This window comes from Nocardia transvalensis, assembly GCF_015477765.1.
Lineage (GTDB): Bacteria > Actinomycetota > Actinomycetes > Mycobacteriales > Mycobacteriaceae > Nocardia > Nocardia transvalensis_A.
In genome coordinates this window covers 138,218-155,956 of record NZ_JADLQQ010000013.1, presented here as the reverse complement: position 1 = coordinate 155,956, position 17,739 = coordinate 138,218, and the positions used below count along the sequence as shown (strand labels likewise).

17 protein-coding genes and 1 tRNA gene are annotated in these 17,739 nt (G+C 66.2%); 1 reads left to right on the top strand and 17 read right to left on the bottom strand.

Annotated features, from left to right (window positions below):
- Nucleotides 1-100: 100 nt before the first annotated feature.
- The gene (locus IU452_RS32205; RefSeq protein WP_195112982.1) at nucleotides 101-1,939 is read right to left on the bottom strand and encodes a ParB/RepB/Spo0J family partition protein; all 1,839 of its coding nucleotides are present in this window, start codon (nucleotides 1,937-1,939) and stop codon (nucleotides 101-103) included.
- Here IU452_RS32205 and IU452_RS32200 point away from each other — a divergent pair.
- Entirely contained in the window at nucleotides 1,926-2,258 is a 333-nt protein-coding gene (locus tag IU452_RS32200) for a hypothetical protein (RefSeq protein ID WP_195112981.1), read from the top strand. The genes IU452_RS32205 and IU452_RS32200 overlap by 14 nt on opposite strands.
- A 140-nt stretch (nucleotides 2,259-2,398) precedes the next feature.
- Here IU452_RS32200 and IU452_RS32195 read toward each other — a convergent pair whose 3' ends face one another.
- From IU452_RS32195 to IU452_RS32120, 16 genes are all read right to left on the bottom strand, one after another.
- The gene (locus IU452_RS32195; protein WP_228819127.1) at nucleotides 2,399-3,334 is read right to left on the bottom strand and encodes a bifunctional DNA primase/polymerase; all 936 of its coding nucleotides are present in this window, start codon (nucleotides 3,332-3,334) and stop codon (nucleotides 2,399-2,401) included.
- The gene (locus IU452_RS32190) at nucleotides 3,331-3,900 is read right to left on the bottom strand and encodes a hypothetical protein (RefSeq protein ID WP_195112980.1); all 570 of its coding nucleotides are present in this window, start codon (nucleotides 3,898-3,900) and stop codon (nucleotides 3,331-3,333) included. Before IU452_RS32190 ends, IU452_RS32195 begins: the two co-directional genes overlap by 4 nt.
- Nucleotides 3,901-4,078: 178 nt before the next feature.
- Entirely contained in the window at nucleotides 4,079-4,897 is an 819-nt protein-coding gene (locus IU452_RS32185) for a hypothetical protein (protein ID WP_195112979.1), read from the bottom strand.
- Between the two features lie 301 nt (nucleotides 4,898-5,198).
- Nucleotides 5,199-5,777, bottom strand: a complete 579-nt coding sequence (locus tag IU452_RS32180; RefSeq protein WP_195112978.1) for a hypothetical protein — start codon at nucleotides 5,775-5,777, stop codon at nucleotides 5,199-5,201.
- A 238-nt stretch (nucleotides 5,778-6,015) separates the two neighbouring features.
- Nucleotides 6,016-6,795, bottom strand: a complete 780-nt coding sequence (locus IU452_RS32175; protein WP_195112977.1) for a hypothetical protein — start codon at nucleotides 6,793-6,795, stop codon at nucleotides 6,016-6,018.
- 153 nt (nucleotides 6,796-6,948) lie between these two features.
- On the bottom strand, nucleotides 6,949-8,328 hold the full coding sequence (locus tag IU452_RS32170; protein WP_195112976.1) for a DUF3560 domain-containing protein: 1,380 nt from the start codon (nucleotides 8,326-8,328) through the stop codon (nucleotides 6,949-6,951).
- A gap of 743 nt (nucleotides 8,329-9,071) precedes the next feature.
- Nucleotides 9,072-9,491, bottom strand: a complete 420-nt coding sequence (locus tag IU452_RS32165; protein WP_195112975.1) for a hypothetical protein — start codon at nucleotides 9,489-9,491, stop codon at nucleotides 9,072-9,074.
- Nucleotides 9,488-10,822 (bottom strand): hypothetical protein, encoded by a 1,335-nt coding sequence (locus tag IU452_RS32160; protein ID WP_195112974.1) that lies wholly within the window; start codon nucleotides 10,820-10,822, stop codon nucleotides 9,488-9,490. Before IU452_RS32160 ends, IU452_RS32165 begins: the two co-directional genes overlap by 4 nt.
- Nucleotides 10,809-11,309, bottom strand: a complete 501-nt coding sequence (locus tag IU452_RS32155; RefSeq protein ID WP_324192959.1) for an SLOG family protein — start codon at nucleotides 11,307-11,309, stop codon at nucleotides 10,809-10,811. Before IU452_RS32155 ends, IU452_RS32160 begins: the two co-directional genes overlap by 14 nt.
- Before the next feature lie 227 nt (nucleotides 11,310-11,536).
- A complete protein-coding gene (locus tag IU452_RS32150) occupies nucleotides 11,537-12,376 on the bottom strand; it encodes a hypothetical protein (RefSeq protein ID WP_195112973.1) in 840 nt (279 codons plus the stop codon).
- Nucleotides 12,377-12,560: 184 nt separating this feature from the next.
- Nucleotides 12,561-13,415, bottom strand: coding sequence for a methyltransferase (locus IU452_RS32145; protein ID WP_195112972.1), 855 nt, complete (start codon nucleotides 13,413-13,415; stop codon nucleotides 12,561-12,563).
- Between the two features lie 15 nt (nucleotides 13,416-13,430).
- A complete protein-coding gene (locus IU452_RS32140) occupies nucleotides 13,431-14,414 on the bottom strand; it encodes a DUF7221 family queuine tRNA-ribosyltransferase-like protein (protein WP_195112971.1) in 984 nt (327 codons plus the stop codon).
- Nucleotides 14,415-14,845: 431 nt separating this feature from the next.
- The gene (locus IU452_RS32135) at nucleotides 14,846-15,892 is read right to left on the bottom strand and encodes a hypothetical protein (protein WP_228819126.1); all 1,047 of its coding nucleotides are present in this window, start codon (nucleotides 15,890-15,892) and stop codon (nucleotides 14,846-14,848) included.
- Complete coding sequence (locus IU452_RS32130; protein ID WP_324192958.1) at nucleotides 15,889-16,941, bottom strand: site-specific integrase; 1,053 nt, start codon at nucleotides 16,939-16,941, stop codon at nucleotides 15,889-15,891. Before IU452_RS32130 ends, IU452_RS32135 begins: the two co-directional genes overlap by 4 nt.
- Entirely contained in the window at nucleotides 16,938-17,366 is a 429-nt protein-coding gene (locus IU452_RS32125) for an AbrB/MazE/SpoVT family DNA-binding domain-containing protein (RefSeq protein WP_195112970.1), read from the bottom strand. Before IU452_RS32125 ends, IU452_RS32130 begins: the two co-directional genes overlap by 4 nt.
- A gap of 133 nt (nucleotides 17,367-17,499) precedes the next feature.
- Nucleotides 17,500-17,584 (bottom strand) — tRNA-Leu (locus IU452_RS32120).
- Between the last annotated feature and the right edge of the window lie 155 nt (nucleotides 17,585-17,739).

Here is a 17,739-nt window from a genome sequence, read left to right as displayed (position 1 = left end):
CCTCTCCAATCGGGAAACGGTGAGAAAGCAGTCGCCGGTGTGCCTGGATTGGGCACACCGGCGAACACGGGGATCAACGGATCGCGATGGCGGGGTTCGTTTAGAGGTCGATCTCGATGGAGTCCGGGTCGATCTCACCGAGCGCGGCGAGTTCGATGGCGACCAGGGGGTAGCCGCGCGTGCCGAGGAACCGCAGGTAGAACGCCACATTCTCGTGGTTCTCCCGCCCGGATGCGACCTCGCGCATCCGCCACAGATCCTTGGTGATCAGCCGTTCATAGCCTGCGAGAACAAGGACGTAGACATAGACGTCGGCCCGGCCTCGGGTCGCCTCGGGCAATGACGCGACGACGTCTTCGACGTTGTCGAATCCCAGCAGCCGCAGCGCCATGTGAGCGGCACCGAACCGGCTCAACAGCTCCGGATCACGCAGCAGCGATGCGGCGACGAACTGGGCCTCGTCCTTGGTGAGGGTCTTTCGCGGCACGATGTGCTCGACCAGCCAATCGCGGCGGGCGGCGTTGACGGCCTTGGCCTGGTCACAGAGCTTGTCGATCCGCGCGGCTGCCTGTCGCTCGGCCTCACGGCGCTCAGCGGCCAAGCGCGCCGCCTCCGCACGGGCAGCCTCTACTCTGGCGGCCTGTTCGGCGGCCAGACGCTCGGCCTCGATTCGAGCCGCGTCGCGGCGCTGGGCTTCGTGCGGGTCCTCGATCTCGGCGGTGTCGTCAGGATCGTCGACGGAGGCCACGGTGCCGGGGGCGGCGGGTTCGAGTTCCTCGGAGTGGACACCCGAATCGTCGTTGTCTCCGGTCGGAGGTGATACAGGGTCGAGCTCGGTGAGTTCGACGTCATAATCCATGGGTGCGGGCATGACGCCGGCGGCGGTCATGTCGTCGGGCCGGATGTACCACCACGGACGCCACGGTGACAGTTTGAGGGTGTCGGCGTGGCGCAGCCCGTCGGCGGCCTGGGCGGTGCGGTCCTTGTCGGTGTCCCAGTCCACAGTGTCGGGATCGACAGGTACTCCGGTCTCGGCGTCGGTGATGTCGAGCTCGTCGTTGAGGTGCTCGAGGTAAACCGCCCACAACGCGGCGTGTTGCCGGGTGGCGGCGGGCGTGATCTGCAGGCCGTCGAGGGTGCGAACGTCTTCGATCGGCACGTAGACGTCGGCGCCCTGCGCGAAGTCGTCCTCGCTGAGGACGCGATAGCCCTGTTCGGTGTAGCTGAGAGCCTCAGCCTGCTGGGCGAGCGTCTGGTCACGCTCGTGGCGCAACAACTGCGCGGTCCAGTTGAAATCGCGGGCGTCGGTCTGTTCCAAGCGTGCTACGGCGTCGGTGTCGCCGGCATTCTCGAATTCCGCGATCACCTCGAGCTGTGCGAGGTCCAGTGAGCCTTCGTCGAGCAGTCGTCGGGCCGTTGGCGACTTGCCGATCAGGGCCGTGGTTTTCACGACGTCCTTCTTCAGCTGAGTTGCCTTGGAAACTTTGGTGATCGGCATGCCGAGATCCAGCATGAGCGCCACCGCCGCAGCGTGATCGCCCTTGGACAAGGCGACGCGGCGGTATGTGCCGAGTTGCTTTGTGACCCGCGTCAGCGCCCGGGTTTTGTCGTCGAGGTCGGGGGCGCGGCGGACCCAACCTGGTACGGCGTCCAGACCTGCTTTGCGCGCCGCCAGTACACGCAATTGGCCATCGACGACGCTGATACTGCCGTCGGGAGTGAGTTCGGCGACGATCGGAATGGAGACGCCTTCTTCGCGAACGTCGGTCAGAAGCTGGACCAGCTCGGGATCGGATTCAAAGGTGTCGTCGAAAGTTCGGCGGATGTTGTCGTCCACGACCAGGATGCGGGGGTCCAGCGAAGGTGGCTGGACCAGGAGTTGTTCGAGAGCGTCGGTGGATTCGGAAACTGGTGCGGATTCGGCGATGTCTATCGACATGGTTGTCTCCCTTGATGTTTCAAAGGTTGCCGGGATCGACGCGCGGATTTCAGCCGGGCGTTGCAGTCGTGTTGCTGTGCGCAGGCGCTGCGATGCGGGCCTACGGTTCGTGGAATCCGGTCTCGTAGCCGTCGCCCACGCAACGCAGGCAGGCCAGGTGACCTTTTTCGCCGTTGCAGTTGAGACACCGAACAAGATGGAAGTCGCACTGCGCGGAGGCGAACGGGCCCGCGAGCCAGCTGTGGTACTCGTCGAGCCAGATGTCATCGCCGCAATGGCGGCACACGCGTGGCTGGTCAGATGTCATATCAGCCCTTAATGGAATAGGCACAGCGGCGGTGTCGAGCCACTGGTCGAGCCGGGAAGCGCCGCAAGATCCGATACGCCCGTTTCGAGTTGTGAAACGATGCGTCGGCGGGTCGTCGGCCGAAGGGGCGGGACTCGCGAGACGGACGAGGCTCAGCTGATACGGCGTGGGCGGAGCGCCCCGTAGGCGAGGCCGTCGTCGATGGTCCGGGCAGCCTCGGCTTCGGTGAATCCGTCGTATCCGATGTGGTGGCAGGCGGCCTCGTGTAGGACCGCGCGAGCCTCGTGTTCCTCGAGTTCTCCGCCGCCGACGAGCCGCCCCAATGCCCCCGCGGCACGCAGCAGTGTCAGATGCCGTTGGCCGGTGGGCGCGGAGGTGACCGCGTCCGCCTCGCTACGGAGAACCTTCGAGATGTAGGCGTGGGCGCGATAGTCGGGTAGCACCAAGGGATGTCGCGGGGGTCGTAGCGGTGGCGTGAGCGCGTCGGCCAGCCAGTCGGGCAGATCCGCGACCGGTGTGCGGCGAACGATCCGATACACGCCGCCCGAGCAGCGCGACCCGGGCGCGACCACATAGCCGCCGACGCCACGGGTGTCCACACGCCACCCCAACCGGGCGGTGCTGCTGCCGAGATCCGACCGCGGTGGCGGCCGGAAGTAGAGATGCCATCCGGCGGGGGTGCGGACGGTCAGGGTCTGAGAGGGAACCGGCCGGCCTGCGGCCTCGGCCAGGCGTGTCAGCACATCGCGTCCGTCGACGGCGCCGGACCATTGCGGCGGCGGGTCGACGTCGGGACCCGCGTCGAGGTCGAGGACCAGCAGTCGGCTGGGACCGCAGGCGATACCGATGTTGAACGGCACCGTGCGCCAGAATCGGCGGATATCGGCGTGCTCTCGGGTGGCCGCGTCCTGCCAGCCTTTGATGGCCGGGCGCTTATCCCCTGGACGCAAAGGAAACACATAGTTCCCGGCCGACGCTGCGGCCAGCGCCATCTGCATCATCGGCGCGACCCGTTCTCTGAAGGGGGCACCCGGCGCGATGCGGGCCAATTGCACGGCGACCGCGTCCGCCCACTGTTCGACGGTCATGATCGGGGGTCCGTCGACTGGCGATCGGCAGGCGGATCGGGACGCGGATCGGTGGGGTCGTATCGGCCAGGTTCCCAGTCGTCGACGTTGCTCCCGCAGATCGCACACTCGGGATAGGCGGTGCCGTCGGCCGTGACCTCCACATGGTGGCGATGTGTGCTGTAGACGCAGCTACAGCCCGGTTCGGCGTAGCATTCGCGTTCGCCGCCGTCGGGATGATTGTGGTCCCACTCCCGCGCCGAGACGTCCTGCTCGTCGAGGATCGGGTAGTCCTGCAACGCAGCGATGATCCGGTCGAGCTCACGCAGCGCGGCGGCGTCGTCGGCGCGTATGGTCAGGGTGTGGATCTGCCCGCCCGGCCACAGATCGATGCGATAGTCGGTGCCGAACGGTGAGACAGCGACGATATATTGTTGCGCGACGTCGTAATTGGATTCCTGAATCGCGGTGTCGCCGCGGGCGTTGACTGACAAGGGTGTGGTCAGCCAGAACCAGTCCTGCCGATCGCTTCTGCGGACCCACCAGACGTTGTCGCATTCGCGGCCGTGCGTCTGCAGCTGTTTCACAAGCGGAATCACCGCGGCTGTTCGGCTGGCACGGCGCTTACGTGCTCCCGGCATAAGATTTATCCCTTCCTACGAGCAGGGCGTTCGCGATCCCGGCGGTGCCCACGCGCGCTTCCGGCGGTCCGCTGCTCGTCGCGCGGCCCGCCGGAATCCGGCACTGACCGGTGGTCGCGGAACCTCAGACCAGTTCGGGCACGCGCGCGCGGCAGCGTTGTGGTGCGGCGGCGTGCGGGGTGGCCGTGCGGCGAGCCACGTAGCGGGGCGCCAGATACTCGTCGGCGTACCAGCGGCCGGGTGAAAGCCACGGGTGATTGGCGTGCTCGCCGTCGACCGCCGGATCCACGCCCGGTCGAAAGATCCGCAAGTGCCCGGGACCGACGGCGTGGTCGGGGCCGAGTGCGTCGTTGAACCCCGCGACGCCACCGGGGTCGGCGACCACGACATTGGCCACGCCCGCGACCGCGGCAGCGGTTCTGTTCGCGATCGTGTCGAAGCCGGACGCGCTACGGCGCAGGCGGGTGAACAGGTCGGGCATGTGCATCATCACCACGATCGGCACGCGACGATCGAACGCCGATACCTGCTCGGCCAGCTGTTCACCGGCGGCTGCCCCGGCAATGTAGCGAGGTGTCGTGGTCAGCAGATCCTCGCCCACCGCCGGCCGCAGGCCGTGATCGAGCAGCGACGTCACGATCGACGGGGCGGCGCACGATCGGGCCTCGCCCCGCACCTCGACGCTGATGGTCGTGGAAAAGATGCCGGACAGGCGGCGGTCCTGCACAGCGCGCAGCCGTGTCCGCCGAATGTCGTTTCCGTCACGCAACTCGACGAGCGACGCCGAGTACTCGTCGTGATCGGGGCGCGAAAACTGTTGGCGTGCTGTGATAAAAGAGTTGACCGATGCCTCGGCGGCGACCCAGGTTGTGAACGCCGCCATCGCGGATGCGAGTGCGTGTGGGGCGTGGTCGGTCCACGTCGCGGTGTAGAGAAGTTTCATGGCTCACTCCTGTGACGAGGGGCAGTGCGAGCACTCGCAGAGGCGGGGCTCGGCCCGTGCGGCGGGCGCGTCCCCCTCGCCACGGCGTCGGGAAGGGTGTCAAGCCTGCGGGCGCTTTTCCCGCAGGCTTGACACACGACCGATCGCCGTCGGCAGCATCACAAGCGCCCGCCACACGGGCGGACCCGCCCACAACATGGACATCTCCGTCCGGACGGCCGAGGAGTGCGGGTCCAGCGGTGCACTCCCGGATGTGCCGTCAAGGCAGGTCGGGAAGCCGCATCAGGGGCGATGGCCGGAGTCAGGGATGGAAAGGGCCGGAGCCGAACATGCCGGTCCAGCAGGCAGGGCAGATGCGGGACTTGACGAACTCGCGGTCGGGGATCGACAGGTGTGCGAGCGCGTCCTGGATCAGCATCCGGCGCTCATACCATGCGGTGAACCTGGCGCGGTTGACCAGGAAGGTTTCGGCCTTGCCGCAAGTATCGCAGACGACCTCGACTGGCATGTCCAGCGAAGGGGCGGTGTCGAATCGGGTCGAGTGGTTCGATGAGTCGCTCGCGGGGAGTGTCCGGTCGGTCGGCTGAGGGTGCGGATGTGGTTGCGGCGGTGGATCTTCGGGATTGCGGGCGGGGCGCGGAGGTGCCGCACCCGGGTGTGGCGATGGCGTCCGATCGTCGGGCCGTGCAGCGTTATCGCCCCCAGCGGTCGCGGGCAGTACGGAGTCGCTGCGGTCACGCGCTGCGCGGATGGTTGGCGGCTGATGGTCAGCGGCGCAGTCGTCGCACATGCCGATCAGGCGGTTGCGTATCAGGTTGTTCGCGGAGATGGTGACGTTTTTGACCTTGCGGCAGTGCTCGCAGTATCCGAGGGTGCGCATGTGCCGATGCCTTTCTGCCGGACTGTGTTTCACGCGCGTTCTGGCTCTCAGCGGTAACGTCGGCGCGGTGGGTGTGCGGGGAATTGAAAGGGCCTGATCAGCGGGGATCAGTCTCCGATCGAGCCTGTTCTCGGTGGCGGGGGCTCATGTTCGAATCGCCGTCGGAGATGATCACCAGCAGGCGGTTCTCCGGCGGGAAGCGCCGGAGTGCGCCGTCGATGGGCTCGTCGTCTGGGATCTACGAGTGGAACGACCAAGCGCCGGGCTGGGGTGCGTCGAACGGATAGCTGGGCGTGTGCGCGTGGTCGAGAATAGGCGCGTCGTCGTACGGCTTGCGCCAGGATCCGTCATCGGACGCGGTCGCGTGGCAGGCGGGGTCGGTGCAATTGCGGCGCCATCCGTGGAATACCGCGGCGTAGATCAGGTGGTCGCAGCTGACCAGCAGCGAGAGACGACCGTCACGGGTCACGGTGGTGTCGGCGCCGCGGCGGGTGGTGAACAACCCGACCACCAGGCTGTGCCAGCTGCGCATCGCGTCGAGGTAGTGCGTCGATGTCGGGCCGTAATAGTCGGCCAGCGACGAGAGGTGGTCTTCACACTTGGCGATCTCGTCGGCGGCATCGCGGCTGACGTGGATGTCGAACTGGTGCGGGCGACGGTCGACGACGGTCAGCTGCGGTTCGGGCACGGCCGGGTCCTCGAAGGTACTCGGCCAGATATTGACCAACTCCAATCCGATCGTGATGGCAGCGCCCCATTGGTCGGCGCGGGAGGTCACCGCACCGGCGAGCGCCTGCCACTGGGTGGTCGGGATCGCGAAGCGTCCCGGATCGAGCGGGTTATCGCGGTCGAAGTCATCGAACCGGTTGCCGTGGTCCGCCAGCAGTGTGTCGAACAGGCCGCGGACCGCGGCATCGACCAACTCCGCCATCGACGTCGCGCTGGCGATCCCTTCGGCGAGGGCACTGATTTCGGTCTCGGTCAACGCGCGCCGAACTTCTTTAAGTGGGTCGGGCATGACAACTCCAGGTGAGTTGGAGCGCTTGGGGCGCAATACAATTAGTGTCGGGTGGGGGCTTGGTACAGAACCGGAACGCAGGCCGCCACACGTCGAGGGTGAGCGGTCCTTGTTCCGCAGCCAGGCGAGGCGGACGGCGACGGCCCCAGTGCGTCAGGCGGCGGCACGGCTGGCGTAATGGGTTTGGACGTGGTCCCGCAGTTGGTTGTGGACCTCCTCGACCCACGCGATGTCGCCCTCGATCGCAACCTCCGCCACCGCGACTTCGACAGCTTCGCCGCGGGATACGAAAGTGGGTGTTTTGCCGGCTCGATACGCCGTGATGTGGATGACGCCTGGCTCGGTCACCGGCTCGAGCTCGCCGCGCCACCAGTTCTGCGGATGACGCCAGAACGCGTGGTACTCGATGTCGCCGACTCGCCATTGCCAGCGTTCGCCCTCGGCGGCGGGGTGGTGATGGAGTTTGACGCTGCCACGCTTCTTGCTCGGACGTGGACGGACCGGTGCGGCGTCGAGGACCGCGAAGAGCTCGGGGAACTGCTCACGGGCCTGCGTGGCGGTGAGATGGCCGATCACCTTGTGATACGGCAGTGGCTGCGGGCGACCGTTGCGGCGGGTCAGCCCGGCCATGGTTTGGACTCGACCGCCGACGGTGTCGTAGAGACCGGCGACGCTGACCGATTTCGGGTTGACGCGGGCGACCTCGTGCCAGCGCCCCTGGCTCCAGGAGACGAAGTCACCGACTGCGAAATCGTCCGGACCCCAGACGCGCACACCGGCGTCGTCGAGGATCCGCCACCAGTAGTCGATTTCCTCGAGTTTCTCCACGATGTCGGCACGCGTGATCGCCAGCGCGTGATCAGACCACCGGTCACCGTTGTCCTCGAGAGCGCGGCCGATGCGGCGAAGGTCGGTCTCGATGCCGAGGATTCGGCGTTGCGTGGTGCCCGGGTTCTCCTTGTAAGCACGGAAATTCGCTGCCGCCGCCGCACGATCGATGCGATGTTTGGCCTTGTCGTAGAGCGCCCACGCCTTGCCCTCACGCTTCCACAGCCGATCCAGCAAGCGACGATGACGACGTTCGGAATGATGGCCGACGAGAATCGGCTGACCGTTGAGCATGTCGTAAGTGCGCTGGTTGGCCGCTCGGATGGTGTCCGATGTCCAGAACTCGCGCCGGGCCATGTACTGCTGGTAAGCAGCCCGGTCATCGGCTCGGTCGTACTTTTCCTGCATGAATCCGGCGAAGTCGACCGCCGGCGTCGTGTCGTCGATCTCGATCTCGACCTCGTGACCGAGTTCCCGCAGTCGCGCGACCGCAGTGTCGATCTTGTATGTGTCGGCTCGTCGGCGCCGCGAGTGCGGGAGATACCAGTACGGATCACCCAACTCGTCATCCTCGGGAAGGTTCTCCGACCCCCGGAAGTTGCAGGGCCACTCGGTGAGCGCCTTCCCGATCCCCGACATGCCGCGGTATGTTCCGTAGACAAGAGTGCCGAGTTGACGATTGTGGCGAATAGTGATGTGGCTCATCTGATTACGTCCTTCCGACGAAGGTGTAGTCGACGGGTGAGAGAGCTGGCTGGACGCGAGGGGCGTCGGGCGATGCTCGAGCAAGCCGATCCCAGATGCGGGACCGAGGAGGTGGCGGAGTCGCGGTCGGGACTGGCGCGGTGTGCTGGCTGTCGGTGTCAGTGGGGGCGATGCCGATGACCCGGACGACAAATCAATCCGTGTTCTCGGTGGGATGCGACGTCTTGATACGCAGATAGCCGAGGTGATGCAGAGCGATGTCGTCCTGCATTTCGCCATGCACGCGGACTACGGCGTGTGCTACGGCGGTCGGTGCAGGGGGATTGGTTCAGTCGGTGATAGTTGCGACGCTGCCCGACACCGAGGTACTGAAGCAGATCAGCCAGCGTTCGGTACGAGCCCCGTACGCGGCCGTCGGTCCGACGAGCATCCAGACGGTCATTGCCGTCCGGCAACGATGATCAGCAGGCTGTTTGCTGCTGAGACGACTTGGAGCAAGCAGTCCCGGACCCGTCGATGAGCGGGAGGTGTTTGTCCGGGAAATCGAATTCGGTCCAACCGGTGGTGAGCTCGATCATGCGTTGACGGCTGTGGCGGTTGTGCAGGATGACGTAGAACCCCGAGCAATCGGAATCGTCGTCGCCGTTGGCCTGAAGCTTGAGATCGGTATCGGTGACGAGTGCTCCGGGCCCGGACAGCGTCGCTGACCAGGTCCGAGACAGATTGCAGGCGCCTCGTGCATGTCACCGAGACGCGTCCGTGCGCCTGGGTGGGTCGGTGATCGGCTCACGATGTCGGGGCGGGGCGTCGGGGCGGCGCAGATCTATTCGGTCAAGGACTTGGCGCATTGGAAAGCGCAGTTCGTTGAGCCGGTGGTCGGTGGTGTCGACGCCGTCGGGGGTCTCATCGGGGTTCGCTGGGGTCGGGAATTTCCCCCGGAACATGGCCAGTATCGCGATTGCGTCGTCGCGGGCGTGGAAAGGGCTAGGAAACTCGATGTTGGACGACGCGATCCATATGCCGCCGCGTTGGTAGACGACACCGAATTTGGTGGTGTAGTCGGCGGTCCAGACTTCGAAGGCGGGACCGTCGGCTGGCGGTGTAGTGGCGGTGAGCGCGATCGGTGGGATGTGCGGGGTGATGTCCAAACTGTCCTCGGTCATGTACTCGTCTCGGTCCTGGTCGGTTGAGGAGCAATGCGGATCGGGCCGGACTTACTCGATGGGGATGCAGCGGGCGGGTGGTCGGTCAGGGCACGGACGAGATCGGCGGCGGCGATGTCGAGTTCGAGCAGTTCGTTGGTTACGTGGGCGGCGAAGCGCAACTCGAAGCCAGTGCGTTGTTTCGGACGGACTTCGGCAGGCGCGGCGACGTAGAAGGACTCGACGTGCGGGTAGCGGTCAGAGGTCCGATGTGCGAGCCACAGCCGAGTGTGACCGGCTTCGGTCACAGGTTCGCGACCGAGGCCACGGGCAAGACGGTGTAGCAGCTGGCGTTCGGTGTCACGGTCGCCGCGGTGGGCGATCTCTACTGATCGCCACGCTTGCGCCGGGGCCAGGTAGCAGCGTCGGACCCGATACAGCGCCCATTCGATCGTCGCCAGTTCCTGCTCGGCCAGCTGCAGCACCTCGACGGCGGCGTCACGTTCGAGACGCGCTGCGAGCGTGCCCGCGCGACCGAACAGCCCGGCATGGCGGTTCAACGCCACGGCCATGTACTCGTCGATCAGGTGATGAACACCCTCGGCCGGTGCCGCGTTGAAGCGGGCGAGCTGTTCGGGCCATTCATCGCGCGAAACGAAACAGCATTGACGGCATAGGGATTTGGGCCACCACACCCCGAACAGGTCGTAGAGGTATTGCCTGCACTGTTGCCTGGTCCAGCCGCTTTCGTGGATCGGATAGAAAGGGCGGCGGCGACCGCCGAATTGCACGGCCGAATCGGTCAGGATCCGGCCGCCCTCCTCGATGTTGTAGCCGACCGCATGCAGATACGGGTCCGAGCCGAGTTCACGGGCCCGCCAATTGTCCAGCGGCCATCCTTTCGCCTTGATTGAACACTTGCGGGTACCGCCGAGCTGCGGCATCACACCGTTACGGCGGTTCTCGCGGCTCAGACTGAAAAACCCGTCCTTGTCGGGGTCGGGGTGCAGGCGGACCGGTTCGCGGGTGTCCTGCAACACGACGATCCCGTCTTCGACGGCCGGTCCGGCGCGAGCGACCTCGACCATCCGGACGTGATGGTCGGTCAAGATCGGCAGCACGAATCGCGTCACCAGCTCGCAAGTGGAGGCCCACTCGTCGCCGGTCTGGGCGGTCATCACGATGAGATTGGAGAAATCCTCGAGTAACTCCGGAGGGCCGAAGCCCGGTTCCAGCAGGCTGCGCACGACTCCGGCCGTGCTCTCAGCGCCCATCCCATACGACCAGCAGATCGGCACGACTGCGTCGTGGCTGGGTGCCGGCAGGTCGAACAGGGCGTCAGCCGCGGGCATGGTCGGCCACGGTCGGGGTATCGGTAGTGCGGAAGATCCGCGTCGGAATGCCCGCTTGCTGGGCCAGGCGGACGGTGTGGCTGGCACCGGGCGATTCGTTGCGGATGAACGCCAGACACAGATCGGCGCCGGCTCGCACCATCTGCTCGTTGCGCACGAACCCGGCGCGGCGTCCGAACCGGTCCCAGTCAGCGGGATGTCGCTCGACCCGGCCGTCCCATGCCTGCCAGCACGCCTCGCATTGCGCGTCGGCGCCACGCGGGCAGGCCCCCGACACCAGCACCACGTCCGGGGACCACACCTCAGCCAGCGCCGCCCGGATGGTGGCGCGGTCGGTCCAACTGCGGGAACCAGTGATCAGGATCCGGCGGCTCCGACCCAACGGGGCGTCGGGCACCGGTGGTGGAGTGTGCGAGATGGTGACGGCCAATTCCAGGCGCACGGCATCGCGGTCGAAGGTGGGCTGGCTGAACATTGCTGTGGACACGACAACCTCCAGGAAGGGAAGCGGCTACCGGTGCCGGTGAGAGCCGGAAAGTGTTTGAGCGCAATCGGTCTCGACACCGGGCCCGTTCTGCGGGGCGCGCTTCGGCAGCCGCGGCGGCGGGAAGGGTGTCAAGCCCGCGGGCGCTTTCCCCGCGGGCTTGACACACGACCGACCGCCGTCGGCACCATCTCCGAGCGCCCGCAGAACGGAACCGGCGACGCGACTATTCAGAAGTCGGTGTTGTCGGTGAACCGCTCGCCGGTCGCGGGGTCACCGTGATACACCGCTGGTCCATCGTTGAGGTTGATGCGAATCGGTCCGGTGTGATCGAAGGTGTCGACATGCACCACCCGGCGATCGTCGCGTTCACCGCCATACACCGTGACATCGACCTCGTCGCGAGTGATCCGGTCATCAACGAGTTCGGTGCCGCGCAGGAAAACCCGCGCCTTCGTTTCGGGGTCGACCGGATCGATGTGCAGCACAGTGTGTCCCGATCGGTCCTGTTCGGAGCGAAGCGATCCCCACGGCTCGTCGGCGACGACGATCGGCGTGCCGGTGGAGGATGAATCTGCCGCTGGGGTTGCACTCGACCTGCGGTGAGGTTCACGGTCGTCGGCGAGTGCGCTGATGAGCAGAGGCAGGGCGGCGCGGGCCTCGGTGATCGCCTCGTCGAGAATATCGGACGCGAAATTGGCGAGCTGGTCCTCGAAGCTGGCCTTCGGATCGAAATCTGCTCCGACAGACGTCTCGCTGAGCAGTACACCTGCCTTGTGCACCGACACCGTGATGATCCGGGCGTCGAGTTCGGTGAACAGCCGAGCATCTTCGCGGACCTGTCGCTCGGCCTCGACGTGCGCGGGCCCGCGGGCATACCCGAGTGCCGACAAGTCTGCCCGACGCTGTGCGATGGTGGAGCGGGGGAGAAAGTACCGCGGATAGCAGGTGGGTGTGGCGTGGTCGCGGGCAATGACGTCGGGGGACCAGGCATTGGTGTACTCGCCCAACCATGACCGGTCCGGATCGTCATCGGGGGTAGTCCTCGCGATGATGACGAGGCCCGTCAAGTCCGGATCGTCGAGCAGGAAACGAACGGCATCATCGCCATAACATTCATAGGCATGCGCTGGTTCGGGCGTGGTCGCGTGACCGTAGGCCGCTGCGGCAGACATCCCGTCGGCGCGGGCAGCCCGATACCGTCGAATTACGTTGGCGTCGAGGGACGGCGGACACATGTGCGAGCCTCCAGCTCTACGCTGCGGGCCGACTGACGGGCTCATGCGTTGTCGTGGTGGGCACGCTGAACCGGCGACCGGTCGCCGGGACACGGTGGTCGGTGCCGACGGTTGCGGAGGGCTGTTCGGTGAAATCGCACACGACGACTTCGGTGGCGATCGGCCGCTGGTGCCAGTCGTCGGCGTAGTAGGTGGTGTCGATGCTGCAGCCAGGCTCGAGCGTGATCCCGGTCGCCGTGTGAAACTTCTGATACTCGGCGTCCGGATCCTCGACGTAGCAGGATTTTCCGCTGTAGCTGAACGGTGCCGACTGTTGCGGGACGAGGAACACGCCGTGGCGCGCCAGTCGTGCCGCGATGCCGATGACGTGGAACTCGAATCGCGGACCGTGGTAACGCGGAGCGTCGCCCGAGCGGGGGATCGGCCCGAAGGGCGGATTGGCGATCGCGGTGTCGAATGAACGCAGCCGCATGGTGGGTACGGTGAGGACGTCAGCGCAGATCCAGGTGGCCTCGGGCATGATCCGCATGCCGATCCGGACGTACTCCGGGTTGCGTTCGACGCAGACGAATTCGCGAACCCGTTCACCGTTCCACCGGTGATCCAGCAGGTTGCGGCACGCGAAACTCAAGTGCCCGATTCCGGCACACAGATCGACGATACGGCTACCCACCACGTCGATCTGCATGACGCCCGCGAGGCCCAGGGGCGTGAAATACGCTCCGTCCAAACAATGCTCGGGGTTGGCGGCCTCCTGCCAGTGATCCAGGACGAATCGCTTCTCCTCGTCGTCGAGGTCGCGGTCGGCGTCGATCAACAGGCACGCTTCACGGTGCAGTTTGGCTTGGCTCCTGCTCAATGTCGTAGACATAGGAACTTCTTTCGCTCAGGCCACGTTGCCGATGGCCGGGAGTGGGATGGGATCGCGCAAAGGCGCCGCGCGGGTGGGCAACGCATCGAACAGCGAAATCTGGGCGGACGCCGGGACGTCGGAGCGCACACCGGTCGCCGCGGTCCGGCGCTGCGAGCGTGGGATCGGTCGCGCGGGAACGGGATCGGACCACAGACCGGGGTCGGCGGCGACGACCCGCTCGGCGCAGGCACGCAACGCGTCCATGGCCTTTTCCCGCCAGTACAGGGCATAGCGGAAACAATTTCGGCAATCGGTGATCACGCGTTCGCCGGTGACCGGATCCGGGCGAGACAGGTGCACACAACCAGGCAGCCGGACATGGGCGGTGCGTGAGGCCATCGACCAGGCTTGACTATCACTGCTGTGGAGCAGGTGACCGGCCAACGCGAGCGCATTCAACGACACGCCGTATCCGTGCATTTTCATGTCCAGCGGCGCGAGAGCGGCAAGGACTCGGGCCACGTCTCGGGCGCGGTTCTTGCGGCAGACGCTTCCGATTCCGACCCACCGGCCCGTCAGGTCGATACCGGCCTCGAGGTAGCGGTGGTAGTGCTCGACGTAGTCGTGCGGATGCCAGCCCTGCAACGTGGGCAGCCACGGCACGAAATCGAACTGCTCGGACAGATACAGATAGTTCTCCAGAGTCGCCTGCTGATGCCGGCTTGTGGTCGATCCGGTGAACCGCAGGCATCCGGGTTCGCAGGGCACGTCTTGGATCCCGACGAACAACGGCGGCCCGATGTCCTCGATCAGCCGAGTCCACAGCGCCCCGTATTCGTCGGGATGCGCCCACCAGGGATGCCCGCGCGGATCGGCGGTCAGCATGATCGCCGAATACGCTCCCGAGTCCCCGGCATACGGGGCCCGGATCGCTTTGACCGGGAACTTCTCGCCACGAGAGCGGTACTGCGCCAGTCTTTTCGCCGACACGAACACCGGCACCGGAGACGCGGTCATCAGACTGGGTTGACCGATCCCCAGGAAGAACAGCATCCGACGGGCCGGGTCGAGATGATCAGCGCTGGTGGTCCACGGCGTTAGCGGTCCCCAGGCCGTATCGCACCGTTCGATCGATGCGGCGCCCGTGGACAGCAGCAAGCGACGCTGATTGGAATTTTGAGTAAGCAGAGACGGCAAAGCGCCTCCCAGGAACACTGGGATTTGGGAAATCTCAGACGGGACAGGGGTGAATGGAAATTCCCGCCGCCGAGAAACGCGCTCTCTCCAAACAGAGGTCGGGTTCGCGGGTCGGCGGGCCGGCCGTTCAGTCCGCCTTGGCGGCGGAAAAGGGGTGTCAAGCCGCACGCTTTTCGCGGCTTGACACCCCCCGCCGCCAAGGCAGACTGATAAGGCCCGCCGACCCGCGAACCCGGCTCTGCCGCTCTACCTCAATCCGTGTGGTTCTCCCGCATGAGCATGTGCGTGAGCGCCGCACCCATTCCGAGCACGACAACCGGCAGGCACGCGACCACTGTCGTGATCGGCCACGGTGCGATCCGGGTTCCCGCGGCCTGCATCAGGTGGTAAGCGATCTGTCCGGCAGCGCCGAGCGCTAGGCTGCCGATGGCCGACCACTTGGCGTAATTGACGGTCTTCGCGGTCCGGATGCGACCCGACAACCATACATACAAGGCGTACGACGCGTAAGCCTCGACGCCGATCGGCAGGGTGATCGCGGTGTTGAGGCGGGCGGAATCCCAGATGCCCGGCAAGGGATGGATGACACCGAATCCAGTCAGCTCACCCAGACCGACCCAACCGGACCACACCGCGACCGCTGCGGGCAGCGCGATCAGCAGCACGGGCCAGACCTTGGCCGGGCGAGACGACGTTCGCGGCGCCTCAGCTACTCGAGAGGAGGGGCGAATGGATTCGTCGTCGGTGGCGTCGTCAACCATCGATCCGCTGCCTGGTGACGCGTCGCCCCGGCGGTGCTCCGGCACGGGTTCATCGGCAGGCGGCACGTCGGTCTCACCGTGTGCACGAGACGCTGTCATTGACGCGTCCACCGGCTGCTGCTCGAGCTCGAGTGTTGTCATCTCGGTGACCGTGTCCTGCCTATCCGCGACGCCGACGCTGTCGGTCGACGCGGGCAAGGCGTCGGTGCGCCCGGCGGGATCCTGCCGATCCGGGTCGGCGGGGTGAGGTCGGCGGTGGTGAGTGCGCCGCCAATCGTTGATCACGTTCGATGCGTGCTGACGTGAGACCGGCGCTCCGCAGCGGGCCAGCACCGAGCGCACGTCGTCGGTCGTCGGGTCTCCGAACAGCTCGCACACGAGCCGCATCATGTCCTTCTTGGTCGAGCACCCTTCGAGAGCTGTCCGGAGCATGACATCGTCGGGCATCGCCTCCAACGGGTGGAAACCCTCGGAAGGCAGCGCGACCGCGCCTGCACCGGCGGGGCGTGTCGGAAGAGGCGTCGCTTCGATGGTCATATTGCTGTCTCTATTCGGGAGGGTGCCGTTGCTGCGGCGAGTGGGTGGGGTTCGCCGGTCAAGGTGGCCAGCGCCAATGCGACTTCCTCGAGGCTGGCCCGGGTGTAGATGACGGTCGAACCCTGGGATTTCCCTTCCGCGTGCCCTGCGTAGGCGCGAGCGACGGCGAAGCCGAAGTTGCGTTCCACCCATTTCAGGGTCGTGTGCCGCAGCCAGTGGGTGCTGATCTGCTGTTTTTCGACCCACGGCAATTCGAGCCCGATCCGGGTCCACAGTCCGTCGTAGCGGCGTCGGGTGATAGGTTTGCCGTTGCGGTAGCGCAGCAGTTGTTCACCGGGTTGAGCGCCGCGCTGGTGGGCGTGATGGAGCAGGTTCGCCATCAGAGTGGGCGAGACCGGTTGCCAGCGAGAAATTGTGCCCTTCTCGACCAGGTGGATCAGGCATTGCTGCGGATCGAGGTCGTCGGGGCGCAAGCCCAGGGCGCCGCCGCGGCGGCACGCGGTCTCGGCGTGCAGGCGAAGGAGCACTGTGTCCAGGTCCGGGTCGTTGCCGGTGGTCGCGGCCACCCGCGCGATCTCGGTGAGCTGCTCAAGTGGCAAGCCGCGTCTGGTGGACGGGATGCGACGCGGTTTGGCGACTCGTTTTGCCGGGTTGTCGCCGGGCCGGAGGAAGCCGTCGCTCTCGGCGTGCCTGTAGAGGAAACGCAGCGCCCCGATCATCGCCTCGGCGGCTCCGCGGCCGTCGCGGGCGTTACGGTCCCGTTTGGCGTTGCGGCGGGCGGCGTCGCGCATCTCGGCGATCTCTGTGACGGTGGGTTCGTCGATTCGACGCGGGCCCCATTCCCGCTCGAGGTATTTCCAGTGGGTGTTGTAGGTGCGGAGCGTGCCCGCCGAGGCCACCCGGTCCCGAATGGCCGGGATGTATTCGGCGAATGTCGGTGCGGGCGGGCGGACGTCGAGCAGGTCGGCGGCGGTGATGCCCATCCGGGCGAGCAGGGTGCGCGCGGCGTCGAGTTCGGCGGAGGTGATCGCAGGGGTAGCGGTTGTCACGGCTGCTCACCGCCGTCGATACGGTCGCGGATCTCGGCGACCAGGTCCGCGAGCGCGACTTGGCAAACGATGATCAGCCGTCTCTGGTCGGGGTGGGCGGCCAGCAGCACACGGTCGCCTGTGCGCAGGCGCATCGCCTTGCGGATGCGGGCGGGTAGGGAGAGTTGCCCGTTGTGTGCGATCGTGTGTCCGCCGGGCTCGCCGTCGGTGACCAGTAGCACGCCGGGTGCGGCCGGCCGGATCCGGATCGGGGTGCCCGGGTCCCAGCCCAGCGAGCCGAGCACCGCGCGTTCGGCCAGACGGCCCGCGTGGTTGACCAAGACCGAGCCGTAGACGACACGAGTGCTGTCCAGCGAGGTCGGCTGCATCCGATCCAGGCGCCCGCCCCGCAACCGCGCCGGTGGCAGGCCCGAGTCCAGCGGCACGGCACGGTGATCGGCCGTCTCCGCAGACGCAGGCAGGGCGAACGGGAAAAGGCCGCCGATGTTCGGTGTCTCTGCAGCGTGTTCTAGCGCGCTAGAACACGAGATACGAGGATGGTGTCCAGGAGTACTGGAATGGTGCGCGAGGGGGGACTTGAACCCCCACGTCCGAGGACACTGGAACCTAAATCCAGCGCGTCTGCCAATTTCGCCACTCGCGCGTGATGGTACGACCGTCCAAATGCTACCGGGCTTGACCGGGTTCGCGAAGCTCCGGATGGGCGTTTCGTACTGGCGAGTAACCCGACCTGGGGTTATAACAATTCGGTAACGGGCAATGTGAGGGGCCCTCAACTTTCCTACGGGGATGTAACCG

What these genes read in the sequence shown, in the direction of transcription:
- IU452_RS32165 (WP_195112975.1), bottom strand. Translation starts at nt 9,491, where the DNA reads ATGACCGAGGACAGTTTGGACATCACCCCGCACATCCCACCGATCGCG.
- IU452_RS32195 (WP_228819127.1), bottom strand. Translation starts at nt 3,334, where the DNA reads ATGACCGTCGAACAGTGGGCGGACGCGGTCGCCGTGCAATTGGCCCGC.
- IU452_RS32180 (WP_195112978.1), bottom strand. Translation starts at nt 5,777, where the DNA reads ATGCGCACCCTCGGATACTGCGAGCACTGCCGCAAGGTCAAAAACGTC.
- IU452_RS32205 (WP_195112982.1), bottom strand. Translation starts at nt 1,939, where the DNA reads ATGTCGATAGACATCGCCGAATCCGCACCAGTTTCCGAATCCACCGAC.
- IU452_RS32170 (WP_195112976.1), bottom strand. Translation starts at nt 8,328, where the DNA reads ATGAGCCACATCACTATTCGCCACAATCGTCAACTCGGCACTCTTGTC.
- IU452_RS32200 (WP_195112981.1), top strand. Translation starts at nt 1,926, where the DNA reads ATGTCTATCGACATGGTTGTCTCCCTTGATGTTTCAAAGGTTGCCGGG.
- IU452_RS32135 (WP_228819126.1), bottom strand. Translation starts at nt 15,892, where the DNA reads ATGACCATCGAAGCGACGCCTCTTCCGACACGCCCCGCCGGTGCAGGC.
- IU452_RS32145 (WP_195112972.1), bottom strand. Translation starts at nt 13,415, where the DNA reads ATGTCTACGACATTGAGCAGGAGCCAAGCCAAACTGCACCGTGAAGCG.
- IU452_RS32160 (WP_195112974.1), bottom strand. Translation starts at nt 10,822, where the DNA reads ATGCCCGCGGCTGACGCCCTGTTCGACCTGCCGGCACCCAGCCACGAC.
- IU452_RS32175 (WP_195112977.1), bottom strand. Translation starts at nt 6,795, where the DNA reads ATGCCCGACCCACTTAAAGAAGTTCGGCGCGCGTTGACCGAGACCGAA.
- IU452_RS32185 (WP_195112979.1), bottom strand. Translation starts at nt 4,897, where the DNA reads ATGAAACTTCTCTACACCGCGACGTGGACCGACCACGCCCCACACGCA.
- IU452_RS32140 (WP_195112971.1), bottom strand. Translation starts at nt 14,414, where the DNA reads ATGACCGCGTCTCCGGTGCCGGTGTTCGTGTCGGCGAAAAGACTGGCG.